This is a genomic window from Pseudoneobacillus rhizolycopersici (genome assembly GCF_054786815.1).
Genome location: NZ_JBTOOE010000022.1, coordinates 54,372 through 76,030, shown reverse-complemented (window position 1 = coordinate 76,030; position 21,659 = coordinate 54,372). Strand labels below are relative to the sequence as shown.

Genomic DNA, 21,659 nt, shown 5'->3' with positions numbered 1-21,659 from the left:
TATGAAAAGCCATCTCATGGACAAATCGCGACCGCCAAAACCCCAAACTGTCTATGAAAAGCCATCTCATGGACAAATCGCGACCGCCAAAACCCCAAACTGTCTATAAAAAGCCACCTCATGGACAAAATCAATCCTCGGAAATCCAAAATTGTCCATGAGCAGCCACTCATGGACAATTTTGGATTATTCCCAGTAGTCTCAACCCACCCGCATGATTCACCAAATGAAACACCAGAACCGTCCCCATGTTTCACATGTTTCACCCATACTCCCTCCCCTTACCCGAATCGCTTATTTCGATAAGTTCTTCGGGGTAGGGGTCGAATAGGGTTTGGGTGCTTAGGTATTGATTATCAAACCGGATAGCCCAGGATTTTAGGATGCTGGTTAAGCAGCTGAGTGGAATCTTTTCACCACGATATTTCTCCAACATGGTGGTGAAAAACTCCTTCTCCTCTTTGGAGAGCTCCTCTTTGAAATACCCCGCTATATGCTGACTCACGTTGATATAGGACTGGTCTCTCGGTTTCCGCGCAAACAGGCGATACAACTGCTGTTCATACGCTCCATAAAGGTCTTCGATAGGTCGCTGCTTATGACTCGCAACGATTTTTCCAAGTTCCTTCAAGGCCGCTTGATTGTAGGCCATGAAAAGATATTTATTCTTAGAATGGAAGTCCAAAAGCGGTTTAATGCCACGCTCTTGGACATTTTTTATCTTCCTAAACTCCGCAAGAGTAAAGATCTTCGTTAGAAAATGTTCTCGAATCGAAAAGTTACTCAGTCTGCCCTCTTCCTCAACCGCGTATAAAGGAAATCGATCTAAAATGGCCTTACCAAATACACCGCTACCTTTTCCAATCACAGGAGACTTCGCTAAACCGCTATAAATTTTTACATCCTTCATGCCACAGGTTGGCGATTTACTTTTTAAAATAAATCCATCCACATCCTGCAATCGGTCTAAAAATTGAGAAGAGAACGATTCCATCGTCGAAATTAAATCCCTTTCCGTTGAAGGTTGGACTAAACGTCGAACCCCGTCAACCTCGACTAACCGAATGGTTTCTCTTGGTACTCCTAAACCAATCCCCACCTCCGGGCAAACAGGAAGAAAGTCAACAAATGGCTGTAGTTTCCTGATCATTGGATCGGAAATGACATCGCCATTATACCGACATGGTTCAAATTCTAAGCACTTACTCACAACAATTCGAGGTCGAGCAAACCGATTCATTTCATCCCTCATTTAATGAAAAGTTAATATCGTCTTAGGTTAATTTAACCGAGGTTTCAGTTTGATAACCGGTTTCTTTTTTTCTTTGTTTATAAAAAAACATCTCATAGATGACTGGTATTAAAATGAGTGTTAACAGCGTGGAGGAGGTTAATCCCCCGATGACCGTGACAGCCAATCCTTTAGAAATAAGCGTTCCTGACGAAGTAGTTAGGGCCAACGGAATCAAGGCAGCAATCGTAGCAAATGCCGTCATCAAGATAGGTCGTAATCTAGTTTTCCCCGCTTCAATCAGAGCATCTCGAATATCCATCCTTTTTTCTTCACGATTTTGGCCAATTCGGTCAACCAATACAATCGCATTGGTGGTGACGATTCCAATTAGCATTAACAAGCCAATCATGACGCTAACAGACATAGGTTCATTGGTAAAATACAGACCCAATAACGAACCGATCGGAATAAATATCAACGAAGACAGGATAATGAATGGAATTCGGGCCTTTCCAAACGTGATGAGCATGGTCAAATAGACTAATCCGACCGCAATAACCATCGCTAACCCTAGTTGGGTAAAGGTTTCTACGGTTTCATCACTACCGCCGCCACCTTCAAACGTAACACCCTTTGCCAAATCAACCTCATTCTTCACACCGTCAACCACCCTTGTGGAAACGGTACGAATATCGTTCGAATCAATCGTCGCTGAAATTTGGGCAAAAATTTTACCATCAAGCTTCTGTATAGAGGTATATTCCTCCACTTCGTTTATCGTTGCCAGCTCTTTGATCGGAATTGGCCCCCGATTGGTGAAGATTGTCAAATTATTTAACTCTTCCACGGAATCAGACGGTTGATCATAAGATAATCCAATCATTCGTTCCGTTCCATTTAAAACGAGGTTACCTACAGTCATTGGCTTGGTACTATCACTTACCGTCGCCAGGACTTGATAGCCAGACACGCCATACTCTGCCAATTTCTCCGAATCAAGATCAATGATAATTTGTCGCTGCTTTTCAGAAAAATTATTCACGACATATTTTAAATCCTTTTGTTCCTTCATATAGCTTTCTACATTTTTCGCAGCCGTTTGTAAGGCCGCTAAATCCGATGAATATAGGTTAATATTGACATTATTATTAGTAGGCGGACCTCCGGTTGATTGCTCTTGAACACCCAATTTCGCTTTAGGCACCTCTGCCAGCACAATGCGTTCCATGTCACCTTCTAATTCTTTGATAAAATTGGCCACCTCAACATCGTCTTTTAGGCTGATAAAATAGTTCGCCTGATTCTGACGCTTAAGACCTGTCATATAATCACGACTTCCAATCCCCGCCGTTACTTCTTTAATTTCCCCTTTTTCGGCAAACATTTCCTCAACAGCAAGAGAAATTTCATTCGTTCTTTCTAAAGGAGTAGTGGATGGTAATTGAAAGCTTGCCACCAGCAGCTTTTGCTCTTCATTCGGAATAAAGGTAAAGCCAAGACTTGGAACCAGTGCTCCTGAACCGACCAGAGTCAGCACTGATAAGCCGATGACGATCCATTTGTGGTTGAGCGACCATTTAATCGTTTTTTCGTAAAAACGTTGGAGAATTCCTTCCTTAGACTCTTCCTTCGGCACCCGTTTAAATGAAAACTTGGCAAGAATAGGGACAATCGTAATCGCCACAAGTAAGGATGTTAACAGAGAAAAGACAATGGTTAAGGCAAATGGTAAAAAGAATTCGCCTGTAATTCCCCCGACAAACCCTAATGGTAAAAATACGACAACTGTTGTAATCGTAGAAGAAGTAATCGCCTTTAGGATTTCGCGCGTTGAGTCGATGACTAACGAATCAGACATTCCTTGTTGATCTTTGCGGACACGTCTGAAGATATTTTCAATCACTACGATGCTATCATCCACGACCCGCCCCACTGCAACGGCCATTCCACCTAACGTCATAATATTAAGCGAAATATCTAATCGATATAAAAACACAGAAGAAACCAAGAGTGACAGAGGTATCGAAATAATCGCAATAATCGTTGCTCTCACATTCCGAAGAAACACAAGAACGGCAATGGATGCAAAAAGCGCTCCTAGCAATCCTTCTTTGATTAACGTATTGACCGATTTCTCAATCCCTTGTGCGGAATCAAAACCGATCGCATAGTCTAAACGGTCGTTATAACTTTCAAGAACATTTAAAACTTTACCAGCGAGCTCAACGGTATTGGCATCCTGCTTTTTCGTCACCGCCATCGATAGCGAATCTTGTTGATTATAGCGGGTAATCTCCGGTTTATCAGACACTTCTTTAATCGTGGCAATATCGGTTAATTTAACACTTTGTGCATTCGGGAGAAAGGTAGAGGTTAAGGTGATATTCTCTAACTCCTCTAATAACTCCACCTTTTCTTGGACACGTACAGGAATGATAATGTCACTGCCCTTGACACTCCCAGCAGGAAAAGAGAATTGTTTTTGCCCAATCTGTTGATTAATTTGATTCAACGACAAGCCTAACTGGGCAGCTTTCTCACGGTTCACCATAATCTCAAGTTTTTCTTCTTTATATCCACCAACAGAAATACTATTGACCCCATTAATTTTATTTAATTCCGGAATCACTTCTTCCTGAAGAATCTTTTGTAAATCATTGGTTCCTTTTGAGAACAACGAAATATTGAATATCGGGAAAGATCCAAATGAAAAACGATTAATCTCCGTCTGAACATTCTCAGGTAGCTTTGCTTCTTGAATGTAACGGTTCACCGAATCCTCGATTTCATCTAAATCGGCATCAAAGGGAAACTCCAGATTAATGATCGAAATGCTTTCGTAAGAAGAGCTTTGCATTTTTTTAATTCCTTCGATTCCCTTTAGCTTCTCTTCGATTTTGCTCGTCACCTGCTCATTCACATCTTGAGGAGACGCACCCGGATAAATCATTTGGATCGATAATTGAGGAAACTCAATATTAGGCAAAAGGTCCACTTTCAATTTTGAAAAAGAAAATAAGCCACCTAAAATCAGTAAGAATGAAATAATAAATACGGCAAAACTGTTTTTTAAACTAAATGCAGTAAAAAATTTCAATACAACCCCCCCTTTAATGAAATAGCTCGTCAATCGAATTGGTCACGGTAATCGCTTTTAAGTCTTTATTTTTGGTTGCTTCATAGGCACTGGCACCACCTAGATAAAAACGGGTTCTTTCTTGAGTTAAAGCAAATTGATCCATTTTTTCTAACAACTCGGTGTCTTTGGTAAACGGAATAGTCGTTGTCGCGGAGAGGAGGACAAACTTAGGATTCATCAGGTTGACAAGTGATTCAATTGTACCTGGGGCAGGCGAAGCACCAACCATCATGGTGTTATAACCTTTTAACATCAACCTTAATAAAAGTAAATGCACGGGAATCTCATGTCTTTCAAACGGCAAGCATACACCTAATACTAGAGGTCCATCCGGATTCCCTCTCATATTTCGTCGAATGCCAATGAGAAAATCCCTGACAATTAAACTCGAAAAAGATTCCTGGTATTCGCTCCATACCCCACGCTCCCATCTTTCCCCCACTTCCACTAAAAAGGGTGTAATGACGTGGGTTAAAAAGGATTGGAGCCCGGATTGATGGAAGGATTGCTGAAGCGTGATGATCAGTCCCTCCTCGTCGCATTTGTCCCCATAGTAAAGCAGCTTAAAAACCGACTCATTCCATACCTCTGGTTGCCATTCGCTTTGAATATTAGGGTGATTCTCGGGTTTAACTTTTTCTGTCTTGAGTAACTCCACCGCTCTTTTAACCGGATGGCCCTTCTCGATGAGAGATTTTACGGTAAATAGCTTATAAACATCCTGTTCCGTATAAAATCGATACCCATTGTCCAACCTTTGCGGTGTCACAATCTCATACCGTTCTTCCCACTTGCGAATCAACTGCTTCGAAATCCCCGTAACCTCAGACACTTGCTGTATAGAAAATCGTCTCACTACCGTCATCCTTTCAAAAAACAAAAACATTAAACCTTATAATTACCATTTTATACAAAAAACCAAAATTGTAAAAGCTTTTTTCAAAAACTTTATACAAAAGTTATACAAAATATAACATAGGGACGGTTCGAGATAAGCATATGATTTCAAAAAATACACCAGAAAGTAGATGAGCTAAAGGAAGTTGTTCAACAGCAAAAAGAGAGAAGTGTTGGAGCACTTCCCTCTTTCAATCTCTACCGGTATGTGGCTAACTTACATTCCATTCTGAATGAGTTAATAATTTACATATTTCATCAGTCGGTAAAGGCGGGCTGAAAAAAAATCCTTGACCATCTATACAATTAAAGTCCATAAGAAATTGCTTTTGTTCTATATTTTCGATACCTTCAGCAATAACATTAAATCCTAAATGTCGACCCATATCTATAATGGTTTTAACAATGATTCCATTGTCCCTGTTAATTTCATCTATAAAAGAACGATCAATCTTAAGACTATCTACAGGAAATTGTCTTAAAAATCCTAATGATGAATAACCAGTTCCGAAATCATCTATAGATAATTTTACACCAAGTGACTTTAATTCCTTTAGTATAGGAATAGTGATACCAGGATCTTGCATGGTACTTTCCGTTATCTCTAATTCTAAAAAACATGGTTGTAATCCAGTCTCTCTTAGAACTTCTTCAACCAATGTAACCAATTCTTTTGAAATTAATTTAGCTGATATATTTACGGCTACTATTATTGGTGAAATACCCTCTTCCTGCCAAACTTTGTTTTGCCTACAAGCAGATTCCAAAACCCATTTAGTTATTGGGACAATCAGGCCCGTTTCTTCTGCTAACGGAATAAATTCCGAAGGCGGGATATTCCCTAAGATCGGATGCTCCCATCGCAATAAGGCTTCAGCCCCCCAAATTTTATCACTTCTTAAATCACATTTTGGCTGATAATAAATTAAAAAGTCTTTTTCCTTAACAGCTTGCATTAACGCCTTTTCTAAATTCATCGTTTTTGCCATGTTTTCATACATTCCAGCAGTATAAAACTGCATAGCATTTGTACCCTTATTTTTAGCAATGTACATGGCACTATCTGCCTTTTTCACAAGAGTTTCGATATCCTTACCGTCTTTTGGAAAAAGGCTAACACCGATACTGGCTGAAAGTAATATTTCTTCACCATTCAAAAAAAATGACTTTATAAATAGGTTCAATATTCCGTTGGCGAGACTTTCTACCTCATCATCCGAACGATATTGGAATACAATGATAAATTCGTCACCGCCAAACCTAAATACTTCAGCTTTGTTATGAAGGTAGTTTCTGAATCTTTGAGCGATGGCGTACAAAACGTGGTCCCCCATGCTATGACCTAAGGTATTGTTTAGATATTTTAAACGGTTAATATCTAAAAACAAAAAGGCAATAGGTTTATCCTCATGAAGATCGGTTATCCATTTCCCTTCCATACTATTTAAACATCGGCGATTTTTAAGTCCAGTTAATTCGTCGTGAAAAACTTTATGAAAGAGTTCTTCTTCCATTTTCTTAACGTTGGTAATATCTTGAGCAACGACCATGTATTGATAGGGGATTCCTTCCTCATTAACAAAAGGGATCATCGTTGTCTTAACCCAATAAAAAGAGCCATCTTTAGCCTGATTTTTGATTTCACCTTCCCAAATATCACCATTCTGAAGAATACTCCACATATCATAAAAAAACTTTTTAGGTTGGAAACCTAAATTTATCATTTGAGGGGTGTGTTCGATTAGTTCTTCTCTGCTATATTTTGATATTTCACAAAATTTATCATTCACATAGGTAATATTTCTCTCAGCATCGATAATAATGACAATGGAGGATTGATCTAATGCAAACTTAAAGTCACCAAGTTCCTTTAACATGGATTCACACACTTCATTCTTCTCAACTTCTTTTGAGTTTGGTTTGTCAATTATTAATTTTTTGAAGAAATCCCACACCCCCCTAAACCTCCTCACTCCTAGAAAACCAATCGTACCATAGGCTACACGGTAAAGCCTGACTAAAACATCGAAAAAATTAGATTAGGAATAGCGGAAAGGCTGCTTTGTTTCTCAACTGCCCCAATTTCATATGCCACTTTCGGCATTCCGTATACTACTGATGTTTTTTCATCTTGACCTATCGTTCTTGCTCCACTTTGTCTCATTGAAAGCAGCCCTTTTGCACCGTCATAACCCATACCTGTTAGAATGACCCCAATGGCGTTACTTCCAACCTCTTTTGCAACGGATTCGAATAAAATATCCGCAGATGGACAATGTCCATTTACCTTTTCTCCGTGAAAACATTCCACTTTCAATTTTGTACCCACTTTTTTCACCTTAACATGCATGTTTCCAGGGGCAATTAAAACCTTTCCGTTTTCCACATAATCTCCAGTTTCTGCTTCCTTAACCGATAGTTTTAAGGACTGATCAAGTCTTTCTGCAAACATTTTTGAAAAGACAGGTGGAATATGCTGGACAATGACAATCCCCGGGCCATTTTCGGGAAAAGATTTAAGCAATTGAAATACAGCTTCCGTTCCTCCTGTCGAAGCGCCAATTGCAATAATCTTTTTAGTGATTTCCTTTGAAAGGGGAGGCGTAGGTAAGTTATTCGAGCCCTTTGGGTTATCCATAACATTGGCAGTTGACGCAATTTTAATTTTTTCAATTAATTCTTCAATAAAATTTTCAACATTTTTGGTAAACTGAACATTAGGTTTTGTTATAAAATCAACTGCACCAGCATTTAAAGCTTCGAACACGGCACGGCTAACAGAACTGACGATAATGACAGGTATTGAATATTGAGGCAATAACCTACGAATAAACTCAATCCCATTCATTTTAGGCATCTCAATATCGCAAATCATAATATCCGGATGATACGTTAATATCTTATCCCTGGCATCAAATGGATCTACTGCTTTAGCAACAACAGTTATGTCTGGATCAGTCGAAATACCTCTGGAGATGACCTCACGAAACAAAAGTGAATCATCTACAACTAAAACCTTGATTTTCTTTCCCAAACGCATATAACCATCTCATTTTCTTCATTCACTTTTGATAAACAGCAGGCATAATGTATTTGAACTTCCTATATTCCCGATCAATGGTTTCGGAATGACCGATAAACAAATACCCACCCGGCTCTAAGTATTCATAAAACTTCTCAATTAGTTCCATTTTGGTTTTGTGATCAAAGTAAATCATGACATTTCGACAAAAAATCACATGAAACTTCTTCTTGAATGGAAAAGCCTTTTCCATCAAATTAAAGCGTCTAAAAATAATTTCCTTTTTTATCTCACTTTTAACTTCAAATTTCTCATTTTGATGATTCATAAAATAGGTTGATTTCCACTGTTTAGGTAAGGAAGCAATCATATCCTTCCCATAAATTCCCTTTTTCGCCGTATTCAAGGCATCCGCTGAAATATCTGTCGCCAGGATTTTTGCATCCCAGGTCCATTTCTCAAAGTTAAGATACTCATCCACAAGAAAGGCTAACGTGTACGGTTCCTCCCCTGAAGAACAGCCAGCACTCCATATACGAAGGTCCTTATCTTTTATAGTAGGTAAAAGGGTTGGAAACACTTTTTCCTTTAAAAAATGGAAATGATTGACCTCTCTCATAAAGAAAGTATGATTAGTCGAAATCTTATTGATTAACGTATTAACGGCCTCTCCACTTCTATCCGATGTTACATACTTATAATAATCAGAGAAATTCTTGATATTTAACTCATTGAGGACTTTGCTTAGTCGACCTTCTAAAAGGACTCTCTTTTCATCCGTTAGATGAATCCCGAAATTCATCTTGATATAATCAGCCATTTGTCTAAATTCATTATTGGTAATCGTGTACATCTTAGATCACCTCCAATTTATAGAAGAGGAAAGAGCCTTTAATAGTCTCTTTCCTTTTAGTAATAGTTAGTATTTTCCAAATTCCTTGTCACTTAAAATAATATCTTTTTTCTGGTTTGTAGCGGCAACCTCCGGGTATGCATCGGCACTTCGAGACAGCCCTGTATTTTTCTTTTCTGACATTTTCTCAAACATTTGTAATAGCTCCGGATTAATTGCATCAAACCCACTATAGGAATTGGTGTAGTTTTTTCTAATTTTGAATTTATCAACTTGTTCTCTCAATAATTCAGCTTGACTAGATAGTTCTTCACTAGCTGCTGCACTTTCTTCAGACGTTGCTGAATTCTCTTGGACCACTTGGGATACTTGCATAACAGCCTGACTAATTTGATTGATACCAGCCGCCTGCTCGTTGGATGCAGTATCGATGTCACTTACAAGATTAGCAACTTTTGCAACATCATCGACAATTTTTTGAAGGGCGGAGGCTGTCTCGTTTGCAATCTTTGTTCCGCCTTCTACCTTCTTAATCGAACCTTCAATCATTTCCGTTGTTTCTTTTGCTGCGTTTGCTGATCTTGCGGCAAGATTTCGAACTTCCTCCGCGACAACGGCAAATCCCTTACCATGTTGACCGGCTCTCGCTGCTTCAACTGCTGCGTTTAATGCTAAAATATTCGTTTGGAAGGCAATTTCATCGATAACCTTAATAATTTTCGAGATGTTTTCTGATGCAATATTTATTTCATCCATTGCATTTAACATTTCTCTCATCTGATTATTACCGAGAGTTGCATTCTCTTTTGCTGTATCTGCCAAAATATTAGCCTGATTGGCATTTTCCGCATTTTGTTTGGTTTGAGAAGAAATTTCTTCAATGGAAGAGGTTAATTGTTCAATTGAACTTGCCTGTTCTGTTGCTCCTTGTGACAGTGAAATACTTGATTCCGACACCTGTTTCGCACCAGAAGCAACCTGTTCAGTTGCAGTTCGAATATTACTCATGACCTCGTTTAGAGTATCAGCCATTTTTCTAAAGGAGGCTGCCAACATTCCAATCTCATCATTTCTATTAATATCAATTTCTACGTCCAAATCTCCATCTGCAATTTGTTCAGCTGATTGAAGTAATTGCTCGATAGGTTTACTAATCATTCGAGAGATAACCAAACCTAAGGTAATCGCGACAACCATGACAATAACAAAGATGACAATCATCGTCATAACGGTTGCTTCAGTCTGCTTCGAAAGGCTATCTGAGTTTTTTACTCCAGACTCCTTATTCAATTCAATAATTTGATTAAGAAATCCTTCGGCTACTTTAGACTGCGGTATCCCCTCAGACCTAAGAAGTTGTGCTGCTTGTTCAGTTTGACCAGTTATCGCCAAATCAATGACCTTAATTTGAATAGAATTATAGTTTCTAAGTGCTTCTTCAAGAGAGGTAACTAAATTACGTTCATGTTCGCTTTCTATACTATTTTTATATTTTGTTAGACCCTCTTCCACATGGTTAGTTAATTCGTCGATGTCTCTAATAATAGCTTCCTTTTCCGGTAATTCATTAACTAGAAGCATATCACGAATGCTTGCGCGAATTTTATTAAACTCAACCCCTACTGTACCAATATCTCCAAGGGCAATCCCATTATTAATAAATAGGGTAGTGTAACTTTTATTAATATTCTTCACATTAATAATTCCCAATACCCCCATTACACCCGCTAATAAAGCAACAAGAAGAAACGAAGAAATAAGTTTTTTACCAACCTTCATATTATAAAGCCAAGACATATTAACAGCCTCCCAAATCTATTTATATATTTTGAACCTGCTGTAATTCCCCATCTTTTAAAAGTTTTTCGCAATCTAATAATAATTTCACGTCATTTCCCACTTTTCCAATTCCCATAACATATTTGTTCCCATTGTGATTTATTTCTGGAGGGGCAACAATTTGGCTATCGGATATCGATAAGACCTCCGAAACACGATCCACAATTAATCCGATTGAACATTCATGGATATCAATAACGATAATACAGGTTCGGTCATTATATTCCTGGACCATTTTCTTAAAACGAAGCCTCACGTCCATAACAGGAATTATTTTTCCCCGTAAATTAATAATTCCTCGCAAAAAATCAGGCATCTCTGGTATTTCGGTAATTTTTTGTATCCCAATGATTTCCGTTACATGTTTGATTTCAATGCCATAGCACTCATTTTCTACAAAAAAAGTGAGAAATTTACCCTTTTGAGTATCCTCTTCCCATGTTTCAACTTCTTGAGTTAAAGTCTCCGACATCCTCTTTCAGCTCCTACGTTTCATTTTCTTGCTTTGGCTAATCCCGAAATATCAAGAATTAAGCTGATACTCCCATCACCAAGCAAGGTACACCCAGATATACCAGTAATATTGTTAAGCTTTTTAATATAAGGCGGCAACGATTTAACGACTACCTGCTGTTGCCCCAACAACTCATCGACAAAAAGGCAAATAAACTGTTCATCTTGTTCGACCATGACAAGAACCCCTTCATTGATTTGAACGGTTTCCGTTTTGATATGATAAAATTGGTGCAGTCGGAGAATCGGGTAGACTTGACCTCGAACCATAATCATTTCATTCCCATCAGGATCCCTAATCAAATCATCGTGGTTCGGTCTGAAAGACTCCTTTATAGCTGTCGTTGGAAGCGTATAATAGGACTGTCCAACCCTTATGTTCATTCCGTCAATAATAGCTAGTGTTAAAGGAATTCGAATGGAAATGGTCGTCCCTTGATTAACAACGCTTTCAATAGAAACCGATCCACCTACTGCCGAAATGTTTTGTACAACAACATCCATGCCAACGCCTCTGCCACTAAATTCGGTGATGTTCTCCTTTGTTGAGAATCCTGGAAGAAGAATCAGTTGATAGATTTCCTTATCTGTCATTTTATCTGGGTCTTTTAACAATATTTGATTTTCTTTAGCCTTCTTGAGGATTTTATTTTTATCCAAGCCTCTTCCATCATCCTTCAAATGAATGATGACTTCCCCGCCTAAATTTTTTGCTTCTAGTGTGATTAATCCTGGTTCAGACTTGCCACTCTCGATTCTCTCCTGCGTGGTTTCAATTCCATGATCAACAGCGTTTCTTACCAAATGCATGATAGGGTCAGAAATATGTTCAATAATGTTTTTATCCATTTCTGTCTCTTCGCCTATTAATCTTAAATTCACACTTTTGCCAAGTTTTTTTGACATATCACGAATAACCCGGTGCATCTTCTGAAACGTATTAGACAAAGGAACCATACGAATGGCCATTACTTTATCCTGAATTTCGTGTGTAATTTTTTGCAGATGTCTGGCAGCTTTCCGAAATTGCTCTAAGGGCAATCCTGATAGTTCTGGATTTTGTGTCACCATGGCTTCGGCAATCACTAATTCCCCTACTAAATCCATAAGTTCGTCTAGTTTTAAAACGTTTACATTTATGGAATTATTTTGGGAATAATTGGTTAGTATCTCTTCTTTAGAATCAGGTTCATCTAAATTAATCTGCTGTTTCGGCTGATCGCCTTTAAGATGCCCGTTTTCCACTTCAACTGTTTCCTGAATCTGTTTTAACTCTAATTCCTTAAGGTAACTAGATTGTAAAAATAGTTCATATATTTCCTCATATGACTTCTCTGTTCTGAAGAATAGCTGAAATCCTTGTTTTCTTATCATTTCACCTGAAATCGTAAATTCCTTAATATCTTCCGGTATATGGCGGTATTCTTCCACAATCTCCTTTAAACTCTGCACAATTTGGAAAGCGCGGATATTTTCCATTTGGCAGTCATCTTCAAAATAAACAGTCGCATGAAAGATTGGAGATGTATTATCACTATTTTCTGACATCAATGAATGTAAGATGGTTGACTCTGATTTACTAAGAGTTTGCAAGTTGGATTCGTCTGTCGTCCCGTTTCCTTGTTTGCTAGTTTTTAATAATATAAAATAAGACTCAGCTTTTTGAATAAAAAGTGAGGCTTCCCCATCTACAACTTCAAGCTGCTTTGCCTTTTGAATTTCTCCCTTAATGAAATCCACACTCTCTAGCATGATGTCAGATAGTTCGGAAATAGATGGTAATTGGGAATTACCCTGTTCTCTTATATAAGTGAATATATCTTCAAGCGAATGCGCTAAGGTCGCTATATTATGATGATTCATCATTGCGGCAGACCCTTTAATTGTATGCATGATTCGAAAAATCTCGTTAACGATACTTTCCGAAAAATGATCTGACTGTTCACTTTCTAGGACTATTTTCTCAAGCTGTTCAACAAGCTGTGAGGTTTCGGAAATGTACATATCAAGAATAAAATCATCTGTTTGAACTGTCATAATCTCTCCCCTTCCATCGGGTCAAACATATTTTACCTGTTAGTAGAGACAAGAGGACTCGCCCTTATCCTGAGAACCAAGAACCTGTCCAAAAAGTATTTTGGTAGTTTAGCCTCTATTTCTTGCAGAGAATAGGAGGTTTCGAACTGACCATCATTTGTATAAAAAATGGATTTCCTGCTAACTTTCTCTATGAAAGAAATATCATCAATAGAAACATAGTGGAAACTTTGATTCGATTTGATGAACAGCTCTTTTTATCAATCCATCAAACAACTTTCCAGTAATCATCCAATTGAAACTCTACCTTTTAGCCTATAATATGTCCAATCCACAAATCCCACGAAAAGACCTTTTTTCTCTATTTCATAACTAATAACAGACATTTAACAACATAAATTTGACATTTTACTACAAAATCTGACAATTAACGACATACCTAAAGCACATCTTCAAGAGAGGAAATTAAACACATTTTGTATTACTAAAGAACTAATTTCTTTGTCGACCCCTCCATAAATCGGGACTAAATGCTGGCTTTTTTCAAATAAGATAAGCTTCTTTACTTTTTCTTAAGTCTGGTAGAACCTATGAAGAAGCACGAAAACCGCTCTATGCTGCATTTTTTACAAGTCTTTATATAAGAAGTAAACTATTTGTATATCTATTAAAATAGGAATCACTTGATAAAAAGGAGGAGTTCATTTTGAAGTTTACAAGAATTTCGTTTGGGCTGATGATAATGGCCATTCTTATGATGAGCTTTCATCTGCCTGTTTTGGCGGTTTCGGTTCAGCCTATTTTAGGTTATGCAGACGGAAAGTTTTCAAAAGCTGTATTTAATACGGATGGGTCGATCACAATCACTGGTTCAACGAAGGACAAAACCATTAAGAAGGTTTCTGTCTATGTCAGGAACCAAGAAGATGAAAATGAAGAGAGCTACTATGATGGTGATATTGGTCCAGATGGTAGTTTTAAAATAACGACATCGCCTTTAAAGGGGTTCACCTACATCATTTACTTTGTTGCGGGTGACAATTATTTTTATGATGAGTATATAGAAATTAGTAAAAAATTAGTGACATATAGCATGTTAGAAAAACTGAAAACCAAATCAGAGATTAAGAGAAAATGGAATCAGCTCTCACCGAAGCATGAAGGTGAATTTTACATAGAAAAGCCTTTATTAAAAGCACCATATAAGGCTGGAAGCCTAAAACAGACGTTTCTTAACGATGCGCTTAACATGACAAACTATGTTAGATTCCTTGCAAACATGAATCCGAATATAACATTAAGCAAGGAAGAAATGATTTCAGCGCAGCATAAGGCGGTGCTATTAGAGGTGAATTATAACCCTGCTAACCCACATCACCCGTCAAAACCAAAGGATATGTCGGATCAATTCTTTGAAACAGCCAATCCAGGGTGGGAAAACTTACACTTTGGTCAGTATTCTTTAGCGAGGGCGGTCGAAGGCTTTATGGACGATCCTGGTTCGCATAATTTACAGCGCGTTGGACACCGTACTTCGATCTTGCATCCCAATTTGACTCAGGTTGGATTTGGGTATTCGGGATATTATTCTGTGATGCATATGGACTCAGGTGGTTCAAGGAATTTCGGCTATCAGTACGATACCATTTCCTGGCCAAGTGCAGGAAATTTCCCGATTAACTTTGCATATGGGGCTAGCGTATGGTCTTTAGAGTTAAATAATCGAAAGTTTGAAGAAATCGAAAAAAAGAAAGTCAAGATTACAATGACCAACCAACGGACAAAGAAAAAATGGCAGTTGATTAATCCGATTGGATACATACAGAATGGCTACTTTTATGCCAATCCATACTTATTAACCTTTAAACCGAATGATCTACAATATGAAAAGGGAGACACGATCACGGTAAAGGTAGAGGGACTTCAAAACTCAGATGGTACCCCTACTTCGTTAACCTATGATGTCCATCTATTTGATTTAGACGAAATTACCGTCAATATTGATGGCAAGGAACAAAGATACACGCAGCCACCTGTTGTAAGCCAAGGAAGAACAATGGTCCCTATGCGGAGTATTTTTGAAACACTTGGAGCGACGGTGGTATGGGACGGAAAAACACAGACGGTGACCGCGAAAAAAGGGACAACCACAGTAAAGTTAACAATAGGCAGCAAAACCGCCTACATAAACAACAAAAAAATCACCATCGACGCATCACCCATTGTCCTAAACCAAAAAACAACCATGGTACCCATCCGCTTCATCAGCCAAGCACTCGAAACAAAACTGCAATACGACCAAAAACTTAAAATCATTGATATAACAACCAAAAAATAGGAGGTTGGTGCCTGTCACCAATCTCCTATTTTCTCCCAATAATTCAATGGAGCTTCCACACTTTATCAAAATAAATGGTTGCATTAATGGAATGCACTTCTTACAATAATAGTACCCGTTGACAAATTGTCAACAGTTGTGAATGAATTAGGAGGTTTGCTACTTTATCGTTATACTAGGATAAGTACCAAGGCATCTAAACAGCGGATTTAATATGATCATATCTGGGGAAGCACGCAGAAGTTTAAGGAGGAAGATTGATTGAAACTTTGGTTAAAACAGCCATATGCCCAAAAGCTCTTAACAATTGTCGTTTTGGTTACCATCTTATACTTATTTAGACATGTCATTAATCTCATTTTACTCACATTTATTTTTACCTATTTATTTCACACACTGTATTCGTCATTGGAAACTAGGACAAAAATGCCCCCAAAAGTGATATTGTTCCTCATTTTCGGAACCTTTCTATCGTTAATTGGGTTCATCGGTTACAAATATGCTCCCATGACTATAAAACAGATTGGCGAAATTTTTATGCAAATATCGAAATTCCGGCTATCGGATTATGAAGAAAACATGAATCCAACACTGTACGCCACTTTAGTAGAGTTGGATATTGCTCATTATGTAAGGGAATTAGGTAATCAAGTCTTAAAGAATGTAGCGAATATAAGCAGTTTTGTCTTGCAGATTATCTTAGCATTGTTACTCAGTTTCTTTTTTATTTTAGAAAAAGAAAAAATCAAAATTTTTTTACATAATTTCAAGTATAGCAAAGCTAGCTTTCTTTATCATTACTCCGCAGAGTTCGGCCAGAATTTCCTTAATACGTTTGGAAAAGTGGTACAGGTGCAAATTATGATTGCTGGAGCTAATGCGGTACTATCCTGCATCGGTCTTTGGATCATTGGTTTTCCGCAACTTCTTGGCCTAACAATTATGATATTCACCTTGGGGCTTATTCCGATTGCTGGAGTCATTCTTTCGCTTCTTCCATTATCCATCATTGCTTTCCAGGTTGGAGGATACGTGAAAGTTTTACATTTACTCATTGTCATTTTCATTGTTCATGCAGTGGAAAATTACTTTTTAAACCCAAAGTTGTATTCCATCAAAATGAAACTCCCAATCTTCTTCACCTTCTCCATTCTATTTATCGCCGAACACATGATGGGTGTGTGGGGATTATTATTGGGAATTCCACTTTTCATGTTTGGATTAGACATGTTAAAGGTACCAACAGGAAGGATCGAAAAATAGTGATATAAAATTCTAGCCATTATTCGGTCATTCCTTAAAAAGACCCCTATTGCTTCTTTCCCATGATTCTATCCGAAAGAAGCAAAGGAACCGTCCCCATGTTTCATTCGCTTATATACCATTTTCGACGTAAAAACACTTATTTCATATATAAGAATCAATGGGATTGCGACGGATATATGAGAAATAAATTCTGGCGGGGAAATCATAGAAGCAATGATAACCAGAATAAAATAGGCATATTTTCGAAGTTTAGCAATCTTATATGGATTTATGATACCTAGAGTCGTCAAGAACACTGAGATGAGAGGCAACTCAAACGCCAATCCAAAAGGCAAGGTCATCTCAATTAAAAAATTGAAATATCGGTCGGCTGTAAAAGAAGTCGTCATCATATCACTCCCCAAATGCAGAAGAAACGACATGATATTAGGAAAAATAAAATAATAGCCAAATGCCAACCCACCTACAAAAAGGATAAACAAAGCAGGTATAAACAGGACTGTCACTTTTCTTTCCTTAGGCTTTAAAGCCGGCTTAATAAATAACCAGATTTGCCAAGCAGCAATAGGGATGGTTGCGGCCACGGCAACCACGGTAGCTATTTGGAAATAAATCCACAAAATATCACTAGGTCCAATCACCATTAACTTATAATCAAGTTTCCCCATGAAAAAGAGAAATACATCTTTGACATAGACCAGACCCACAATTACAAAAAGGATAAAAGCAACTCCAGTAATCAATATTCTTTTTCGTAACTCATCGAGATGTTCAATGATATCAAGTTGTTTTTCTGTCATCGCGTAACGCCTGCCTGTCCAAGTTTTTTGGGAGTTTTACCATCTACTTATCAATAGAAAAAATCTATTACTTGATTGGAAGAAGTCTTGAGACAATTTGAACCGCCATCGCATCATCGAGATAACCTATTGGAAAAATGTAATCTGGAATGACATCTACGGATAAAATAAAATAGATTAAAGCACTCCCCACAATTGCAATCTGCTGGGATGTCCCCTTATTTGAACAAAATAGCTCATACATTTCCTTTAACTGACTAATAAACGGACCTATGCTTCCGACTTTCTGGAGCTTCTCGCCAAAGCTCTTAAGTATAGATTTCTTTCCCTCTTCTGTTTGCGCATATTGTTGATAATCGGCCAATTTCTGTTCCACATTGGCAATGGAAAAATTTTTATCATACAGATCAGAAGCTTCCAGAACACTTTGAATACTGTTGACCGACTCATGAAAATCAGTATGCCCATGTACCTGTTTCGGTTCCATCGGAAAACCTGCAGCTTCCAGCAATTCTGAAATAGGAACTCCTAGACATAAGGCGAATTTTTGTAGATGCTCTAGTTTCGGTTTGCGTTTACCATTCATAATCCGAGAAATCGTTGCTGTATCAATATCGGTTAGTTCACAAAGCTTTCGCATTGATAAGGAACGTTCTTTCAATAATTTACTTAGAAGCAAGCCTAGTTGACTATTTAATTTGGTATCTGCCATCTCTATGTTCCTTTCTATAGTAAAAATCAATCCATTAATAAATATAGGATGCCATGACGCAAAACATTGCTTCTCCATTGTTTCTATAAAGTGCCAATTTAATATACTCAGTTCATTGACAATTTGTCAACACCCTACTCTTTTATATTATATAATAAGTGCTCTGCTGTTAAAAGTTAAAACTATAAATTTCCATTCCACTTTCGCTAAACCATTACATCAACAAGAACAATAGAGTAAATTTGCAAATGTTAACACCATTAATCAATTGGGATACCATTGACACAAGGTCAACAACGAATGATTCTACGGTCACCAAAAACTTTACCGGCAGTTAGAATTGTTGTAATATTTAAAATTAGAAAACTTATTCTGAAACATAGGGAGAATTCATATGCCATATATTCATTCCATTCAAAAGGCTATTGATTATATAGAAGAAAATATTCACAATGATATATCTCTTGAAAAAGTAGCCTCTCATGCCGGTTATTCCTTATATCATTTTCATAGAATATTCACCTCTATTATGGGTTGTTCTATTAAAACGTATATTAGACGTAGAAGACTTACATGTGCGGCATATGATTTAAATCAAACGAATAAAAGAATTATTGATATTGCGTACGAATATCAATTTGAAAGTCAGGAGTCCTTTACGAGGTCATTTCAACAGTTATTCGGGGTCACTCCCGGAAAATATCGAAATAATAAACCTTACCTAGAGTTTGTAGGCCCCCATGAGATTTTGGACATTTTTGATAAAGAGCTTGATGTAGCCAATTTAAATCCAAGAATCGAGAAAAGGGATTCATTCTATGTAATAGGTATGGAGAAACAACAACTTGAAATTGCCGGGTCAGCTAATCGAAACAAAACGATTCAACATGATATCCCATCATTATGGGAATCGTTTCTTTTAAACATGGACCAAATTCAAGGGAAAACCGACAGTAGAATAACCTATGGAATTGGACGACCTACAGGTGGGGGCATTCATTTTTCCTACATGGCTTGTATGGAAGTCCATTCGGGGAATACGCCCATACCAACGGGGATGATTGGTTCAGAGGTCCCAGGAGGAACGTATGCAGTCTTTACCTATTACGGCAACTCACAAAACATACCTAAGCTAGCAAACTATATTTATGGTTCATGGTTACCTACTACCACCTATCGGTTAAATTTCGGAGTCGAAATGGAGGTGTACAATGAAAGTTGGAAGAAAAGTGAAAGTGATGAAATAGGAGTGGAAATATGGGTTCCGATTCACGAGATTGAATCTCCTGTAGAGTGACCATAAGATTTCCGCAAAAAATATCAAAAATTTCAAGATATGGGTTAGTACAATAAAGATAGATAGACATTTTTTTTAGCGGAGGGATATCATGTTAACTAGTAATCATTTAGGTTTCCAACTCGTATCAAAAGAAGAATTTAAAGTGGTTGGTATGGAACTATCTGGTCCATACAGTGAACTATCACAAATCGGACCATTATGGGGTAAATTTGTAAGCCGTATTCCAGAAATATCGGCAATCGTAAACCCTCAGGTATCAATTGGATTAACCAACGATCGTCCAAGCGATTTTACTTACTATACCGCAGTTGAAGTGTCCGAAACGACCAATGTTCCAGCAGGAATGATGGTTCTGACCATCCCTGCTGCTACCTATGCAGTCTTCACACATAAAGGATTAACGGAGAATCTAGGAGAAACAATTAACAACGCTCGCAAAACCATAGTAGAATCAGGTTATACCATTGACCATACAGCCTTCTGGTTCGAACGCTATGATAAAAGATATAACCCCACATCAGCACAGTCGGAATTTGATTTATATTTTCCTATCATAAAATAGCTTAACGTGGTGCCTGGCACCAACCACCTATGAAGCCACCATTTGTCCAATAGAAGCCCTCTATTGGACATTTTGAGCTCTTCCTACTGCCATAATTACCCATCATTCTCAAATCGTCCCCCTATTCCCATCCCATCACGTAACGATTACTTGGTTTCGGCCATTTTCTTTGGCTTTGTATAGGGCTTTGTCGGCTTTTCCGATAAATTCTTGGACGATTTCTCCTTGGTATTTGGATAAACCCATACTAATCGTGATAGATATTCTTTCATTTTTATACGTAAATGATGATTGTTCAACCTCTTTACGGATGTTTTCTGCTAATCTTATTCCTTCGCCTACTTCTGTGTTTGGCAAAACAATAGCAAATTCCTCGCCCCCAAACCGAACATACGCATCAGAACTTCTAACATTAGTTTTAATGATGTTTGAAATCTGTTTTAAGACCTCGTCACCACATTGATGGCCATGATGGTCATTTACCTTTTTAAAATAGTCAATATCCAACATAATAAGGATCAAGGGACTATTTTCTCTTTGACTATACGGAATCACTTTTTCAAGAATTAAGTCGAAATACCTTCGATTGTATAATCCAGTCAACGAATCGATGATGACTAGTTTTTGCATCTTCTTCAATACCCTGATATGCTCCATACGAAAATGAGTAACCGTTAGCAGAATCGCTCCATTCATTAAGGACTCCAAAAACAAAGCAATCAACTCAATACTACTTGAAAAGCCTTCACCCCAAAAATACGTCCCATATTTTAAAAGACTATAGAAACAGGCAACTCCAACAGCGACCTTCCATTTTGGATACATAATGACTATCAATATATTAGGAATCAAATAAATGGACCAAACAAATGTTGATAGCCGTCGCATTTCTTCACTCAAATGGACATGAATAATGATAGGCAAAATTGAAATAACTACCATTACCAACAAATATAATATTTTACGAATCAATCTTTTTACCTCTTACGAACGTATTTTTTTCTATAAAAAAAGACTAATCAGTCCGATTAGTCTACTTTAAATCATCGGAAACTGGCTGGCATCATCCTAAGGATCTTAGCCCCTCTAGTTTTGCGTCTTCATCTTTCGATAAATTTGCCTTTTCATTATTATACCGTTTAAAAAT

17 protein-coding genes and 1 riboswitch are annotated in these 21,659 nt (G+C 37.7%); of the genes, 4 read left to right on the top strand and 13 right to left on the bottom strand.

Going from position 1 to position 21,659, the window contains the following annotated elements; genetic code table 11:
- Nucleotides 1-262: 262 nt before the first annotated feature.
- The 10 genes from ACX9YW_RS18465 to ACX9YW_RS18420 form a co-directional block, all read right to left on the bottom strand.
- On the bottom strand, nucleotides 263-1,240 hold the full coding sequence (locus tag ACX9YW_RS18465) for a YbgA family protein (RefSeq protein ID WP_460349204.1): 978 nt from the start codon (nucleotides 1,238-1,240) through the stop codon (nucleotides 263-265).
- A 34-nt stretch (nucleotides 1,241-1,274) separates the two neighbouring features.
- A complete protein-coding gene (locus ACX9YW_RS18460) occupies nucleotides 1,275-4,331 on the bottom strand; it encodes an efflux RND transporter permease subunit (RefSeq protein ID WP_460349202.1) in 3,057 nt (1,018 codons plus the stop codon).
- 13 nt (nucleotides 4,332-4,344) lie between these two features.
- On the bottom strand, nucleotides 4,345-5,229 hold the full coding sequence (locus tag ACX9YW_RS18455) for a MerR family transcriptional regulator (protein WP_460349199.1): 885 nt from the start codon (nucleotides 5,227-5,229) through the stop codon (nucleotides 4,345-4,347).
- 253 nt (nucleotides 5,230-5,482) lie between these two features.
- Nucleotides 5,483-7,225: a putative bifunctional diguanylate cyclase/phosphodiesterase gene (locus tag ACX9YW_RS18450; RefSeq protein ID WP_460349197.1), complete on the bottom strand. Its 1,743-nt coding sequence runs from the start codon at nucleotides 7,223-7,225 to the stop codon at nucleotides 5,483-5,485.
- A gap of 62 nt (nucleotides 7,226-7,287) precedes the next feature.
- The gene (locus ACX9YW_RS18445) at nucleotides 7,288-8,310 is read right to left on the bottom strand and encodes a protein-glutamate methylesterase/protein-glutamine glutaminase (RefSeq protein ID WP_460349195.1); all 1,023 of its coding nucleotides are present in this window, start codon (nucleotides 8,308-8,310) and stop codon (nucleotides 7,288-7,290) included.
- Nucleotides 8,311-8,332: 22 nt separating this feature from the next.
- Nucleotides 8,333-9,145, bottom strand: coding sequence for a CheR family methyltransferase (locus tag ACX9YW_RS18440; RefSeq protein WP_460349193.1), 813 nt, complete (start codon nucleotides 9,143-9,145; stop codon nucleotides 8,333-8,335).
- A gap of 66 nt (nucleotides 9,146-9,211) precedes the next feature.
- Nucleotides 9,212-10,942: a methyl-accepting chemotaxis protein gene (locus tag ACX9YW_RS18435; protein ID WP_460349191.1), complete on the bottom strand. Its 1,731-nt coding sequence runs from the start codon at nucleotides 10,940-10,942 to the stop codon at nucleotides 9,212-9,214.
- 22 nt (nucleotides 10,943-10,964) lie between these two features.
- Nucleotides 10,965-11,456 carry a chemotaxis protein CheW gene (locus ACX9YW_RS18430; protein WP_460349189.1) on the bottom strand — a complete coding sequence of 164 codons (492 nt, stop codon included), beginning with the start codon at nucleotides 11,454-11,456 and terminating at the stop codon, nucleotides 10,965-10,967.
- A gap of 20 nt (nucleotides 11,457-11,476) precedes the next feature.
- Nucleotides 11,477-13,534 carry a chemotaxis protein CheW gene (locus ACX9YW_RS18425; RefSeq protein ID WP_460349187.1) on the bottom strand — a complete coding sequence of 686 codons (2,058 nt, stop codon included), beginning with the start codon at nucleotides 13,532-13,534 and terminating at the stop codon, nucleotides 11,477-11,479.
- Between the two features lie 32 nt (nucleotides 13,535-13,566).
- A complete protein-coding gene (locus tag ACX9YW_RS18420; protein ID WP_460349216.1) occupies nucleotides 13,567-13,779 on the bottom strand; it encodes a LytTR family transcriptional regulator DNA-binding domain-containing protein in 213 nt (70 codons plus the stop codon).
- Between the two features lie 461 nt (nucleotides 13,780-14,240).
- Between ACX9YW_RS18420 and ACX9YW_RS18415 the strand changes: the two genes are divergently transcribed.
- Both ACX9YW_RS18415 and ACX9YW_RS18410 read left to right on the top strand, forming a co-directional pair.
- Nucleotides 14,241-15,872 carry a stalk domain-containing protein gene (locus ACX9YW_RS18415; RefSeq protein ID WP_460349185.1) on the top strand — a complete coding sequence of 544 codons (1,632 nt, stop codon included), beginning with the start codon at nucleotides 14,241-14,243 and terminating at the stop codon, nucleotides 15,870-15,872.
- A 261-nt stretch (nucleotides 15,873-16,133) separates the two neighbouring features.
- Complete coding sequence (locus ACX9YW_RS18410; RefSeq protein ID WP_460349183.1) at nucleotides 16,134-17,135, top strand: AI-2E family transporter; 1,002 nt, start codon at nucleotides 16,134-16,136, stop codon at nucleotides 17,133-17,135.
- Nucleotides 17,136-17,203: 68 nt separating this feature from the next.
- Here the strand turns inward: ACX9YW_RS18410 and tatC are convergent, their stop codons facing one another.
- A complete protein-coding gene (gene tatC, locus ACX9YW_RS18405; RefSeq protein ID WP_460349181.1) occupies nucleotides 17,204-17,938 on the bottom strand; it encodes a twin-arginine translocase subunit TatC in 735 nt (244 codons plus the stop codon).
- A 67-nt stretch (nucleotides 17,939-18,005) separates the two neighbouring features.
- A complete protein-coding gene (locus ACX9YW_RS18400) occupies nucleotides 18,006-18,650 on the bottom strand; it encodes a helix-turn-helix domain-containing protein (protein WP_460349179.1) in 645 nt (214 codons plus the stop codon).
- 394 nt (nucleotides 18,651-19,044) lie between these two features.
- Here ACX9YW_RS18400 and ACX9YW_RS18395 point away from each other — a divergent pair, with 394 nt between their 5' ends.
- Entirely contained in the window at nucleotides 19,045-19,947 is a 903-nt protein-coding gene (locus tag ACX9YW_RS18395; RefSeq protein WP_460349177.1) for an AraC family transcriptional regulator, read from the top strand.
- A gap of 91 nt (nucleotides 19,948-20,038) precedes the next feature.
- On the top strand, nucleotides 20,039-20,512 hold the full coding sequence (locus tag ACX9YW_RS18390; RefSeq protein ID WP_460349175.1) for a GyrI-like domain-containing protein: 474 nt from the start codon (nucleotides 20,039-20,041) through the stop codon (nucleotides 20,510-20,512).
- A gap of 135 nt (nucleotides 20,513-20,647) precedes the next feature.
- Here the strand turns inward: ACX9YW_RS18390 and ACX9YW_RS18385 are convergent, their stop codons facing one another.
- Nucleotides 20,648-21,484, bottom strand: a complete 837-nt coding sequence (locus ACX9YW_RS18385; protein ID WP_460349173.1) for a GGDEF domain-containing protein — start codon at nucleotides 21,482-21,484, stop codon at nucleotides 20,648-20,650.
- Between the two features lie 73 nt (nucleotides 21,485-21,557).
- Nucleotides 21,558-21,643: riboswitch (cyclic di-GMP riboswitch) on the bottom strand.
- Between the last annotated feature and the right edge of the window lie 16 nt (nucleotides 21,644-21,659).

Excerpts from the sequence above, each read along its gene's own strand:
- ACX9YW_RS18390 (WP_460349175.1), top strand. The coding sequence starts at position 20,039 with ATGTTAACTAGTAATCATTTAGGTTTCCAACTCGTATCAAAAGAAGAA.
- ACX9YW_RS18395 (WP_460349177.1), top strand. The coding sequence starts at position 19,045 with ATGCCATATATTCATTCCATTCAAAAGGCTATTGATTATATAGAAGAA.
- ACX9YW_RS18430 (WP_460349189.1), bottom strand. The coding sequence starts at position 11,456 with ATGTCGGAGACTTTAACTCAAGAAGTTGAAACATGGGAAGAGGATACT.
- ACX9YW_RS18425 (WP_460349187.1), bottom strand. The coding sequence starts at position 13,534 with ATGACAGTTCAAACAGATGATTTTATTCTTGATATGTACATTTCCGAA.
- tatC (WP_460349181.1), bottom strand. The coding sequence starts at position 17,938 with ATGACAGAAAAACAACTTGATATCATTGAACATCTCGATGAGTTACGA.
- ACX9YW_RS18440 (WP_460349193.1), bottom strand. The coding sequence starts at position 9,145 with ATGTACACGATTACCAATAATGAATTTAGACAAATGGCTGATTATATC.
- ACX9YW_RS18400 (WP_460349179.1), bottom strand. The coding sequence starts at position 18,650 with ATGGCAGATACCAAATTAAATAGTCAACTAGGCTTGCTTCTAAGTAAA.
- ACX9YW_RS18465 (WP_460349204.1), bottom strand. The coding sequence starts at position 1,240 with ATGAATCGGTTTGCTCGACCTCGAATTGTTGTGAGTAAGTGCTTAGAA.
- ACX9YW_RS18445 (WP_460349195.1), bottom strand. The coding sequence starts at position 8,310 with ATGCGTTTGGGAAAGAAAATCAAGGTTTTAGTTGTAGATGATTCACTT.
- ACX9YW_RS18435 (WP_460349191.1), bottom strand. The coding sequence starts at position 10,942 with ATGTCTTGGCTTTATAATATGAAGGTTGGTAAAAAACTTATTTCTTCG.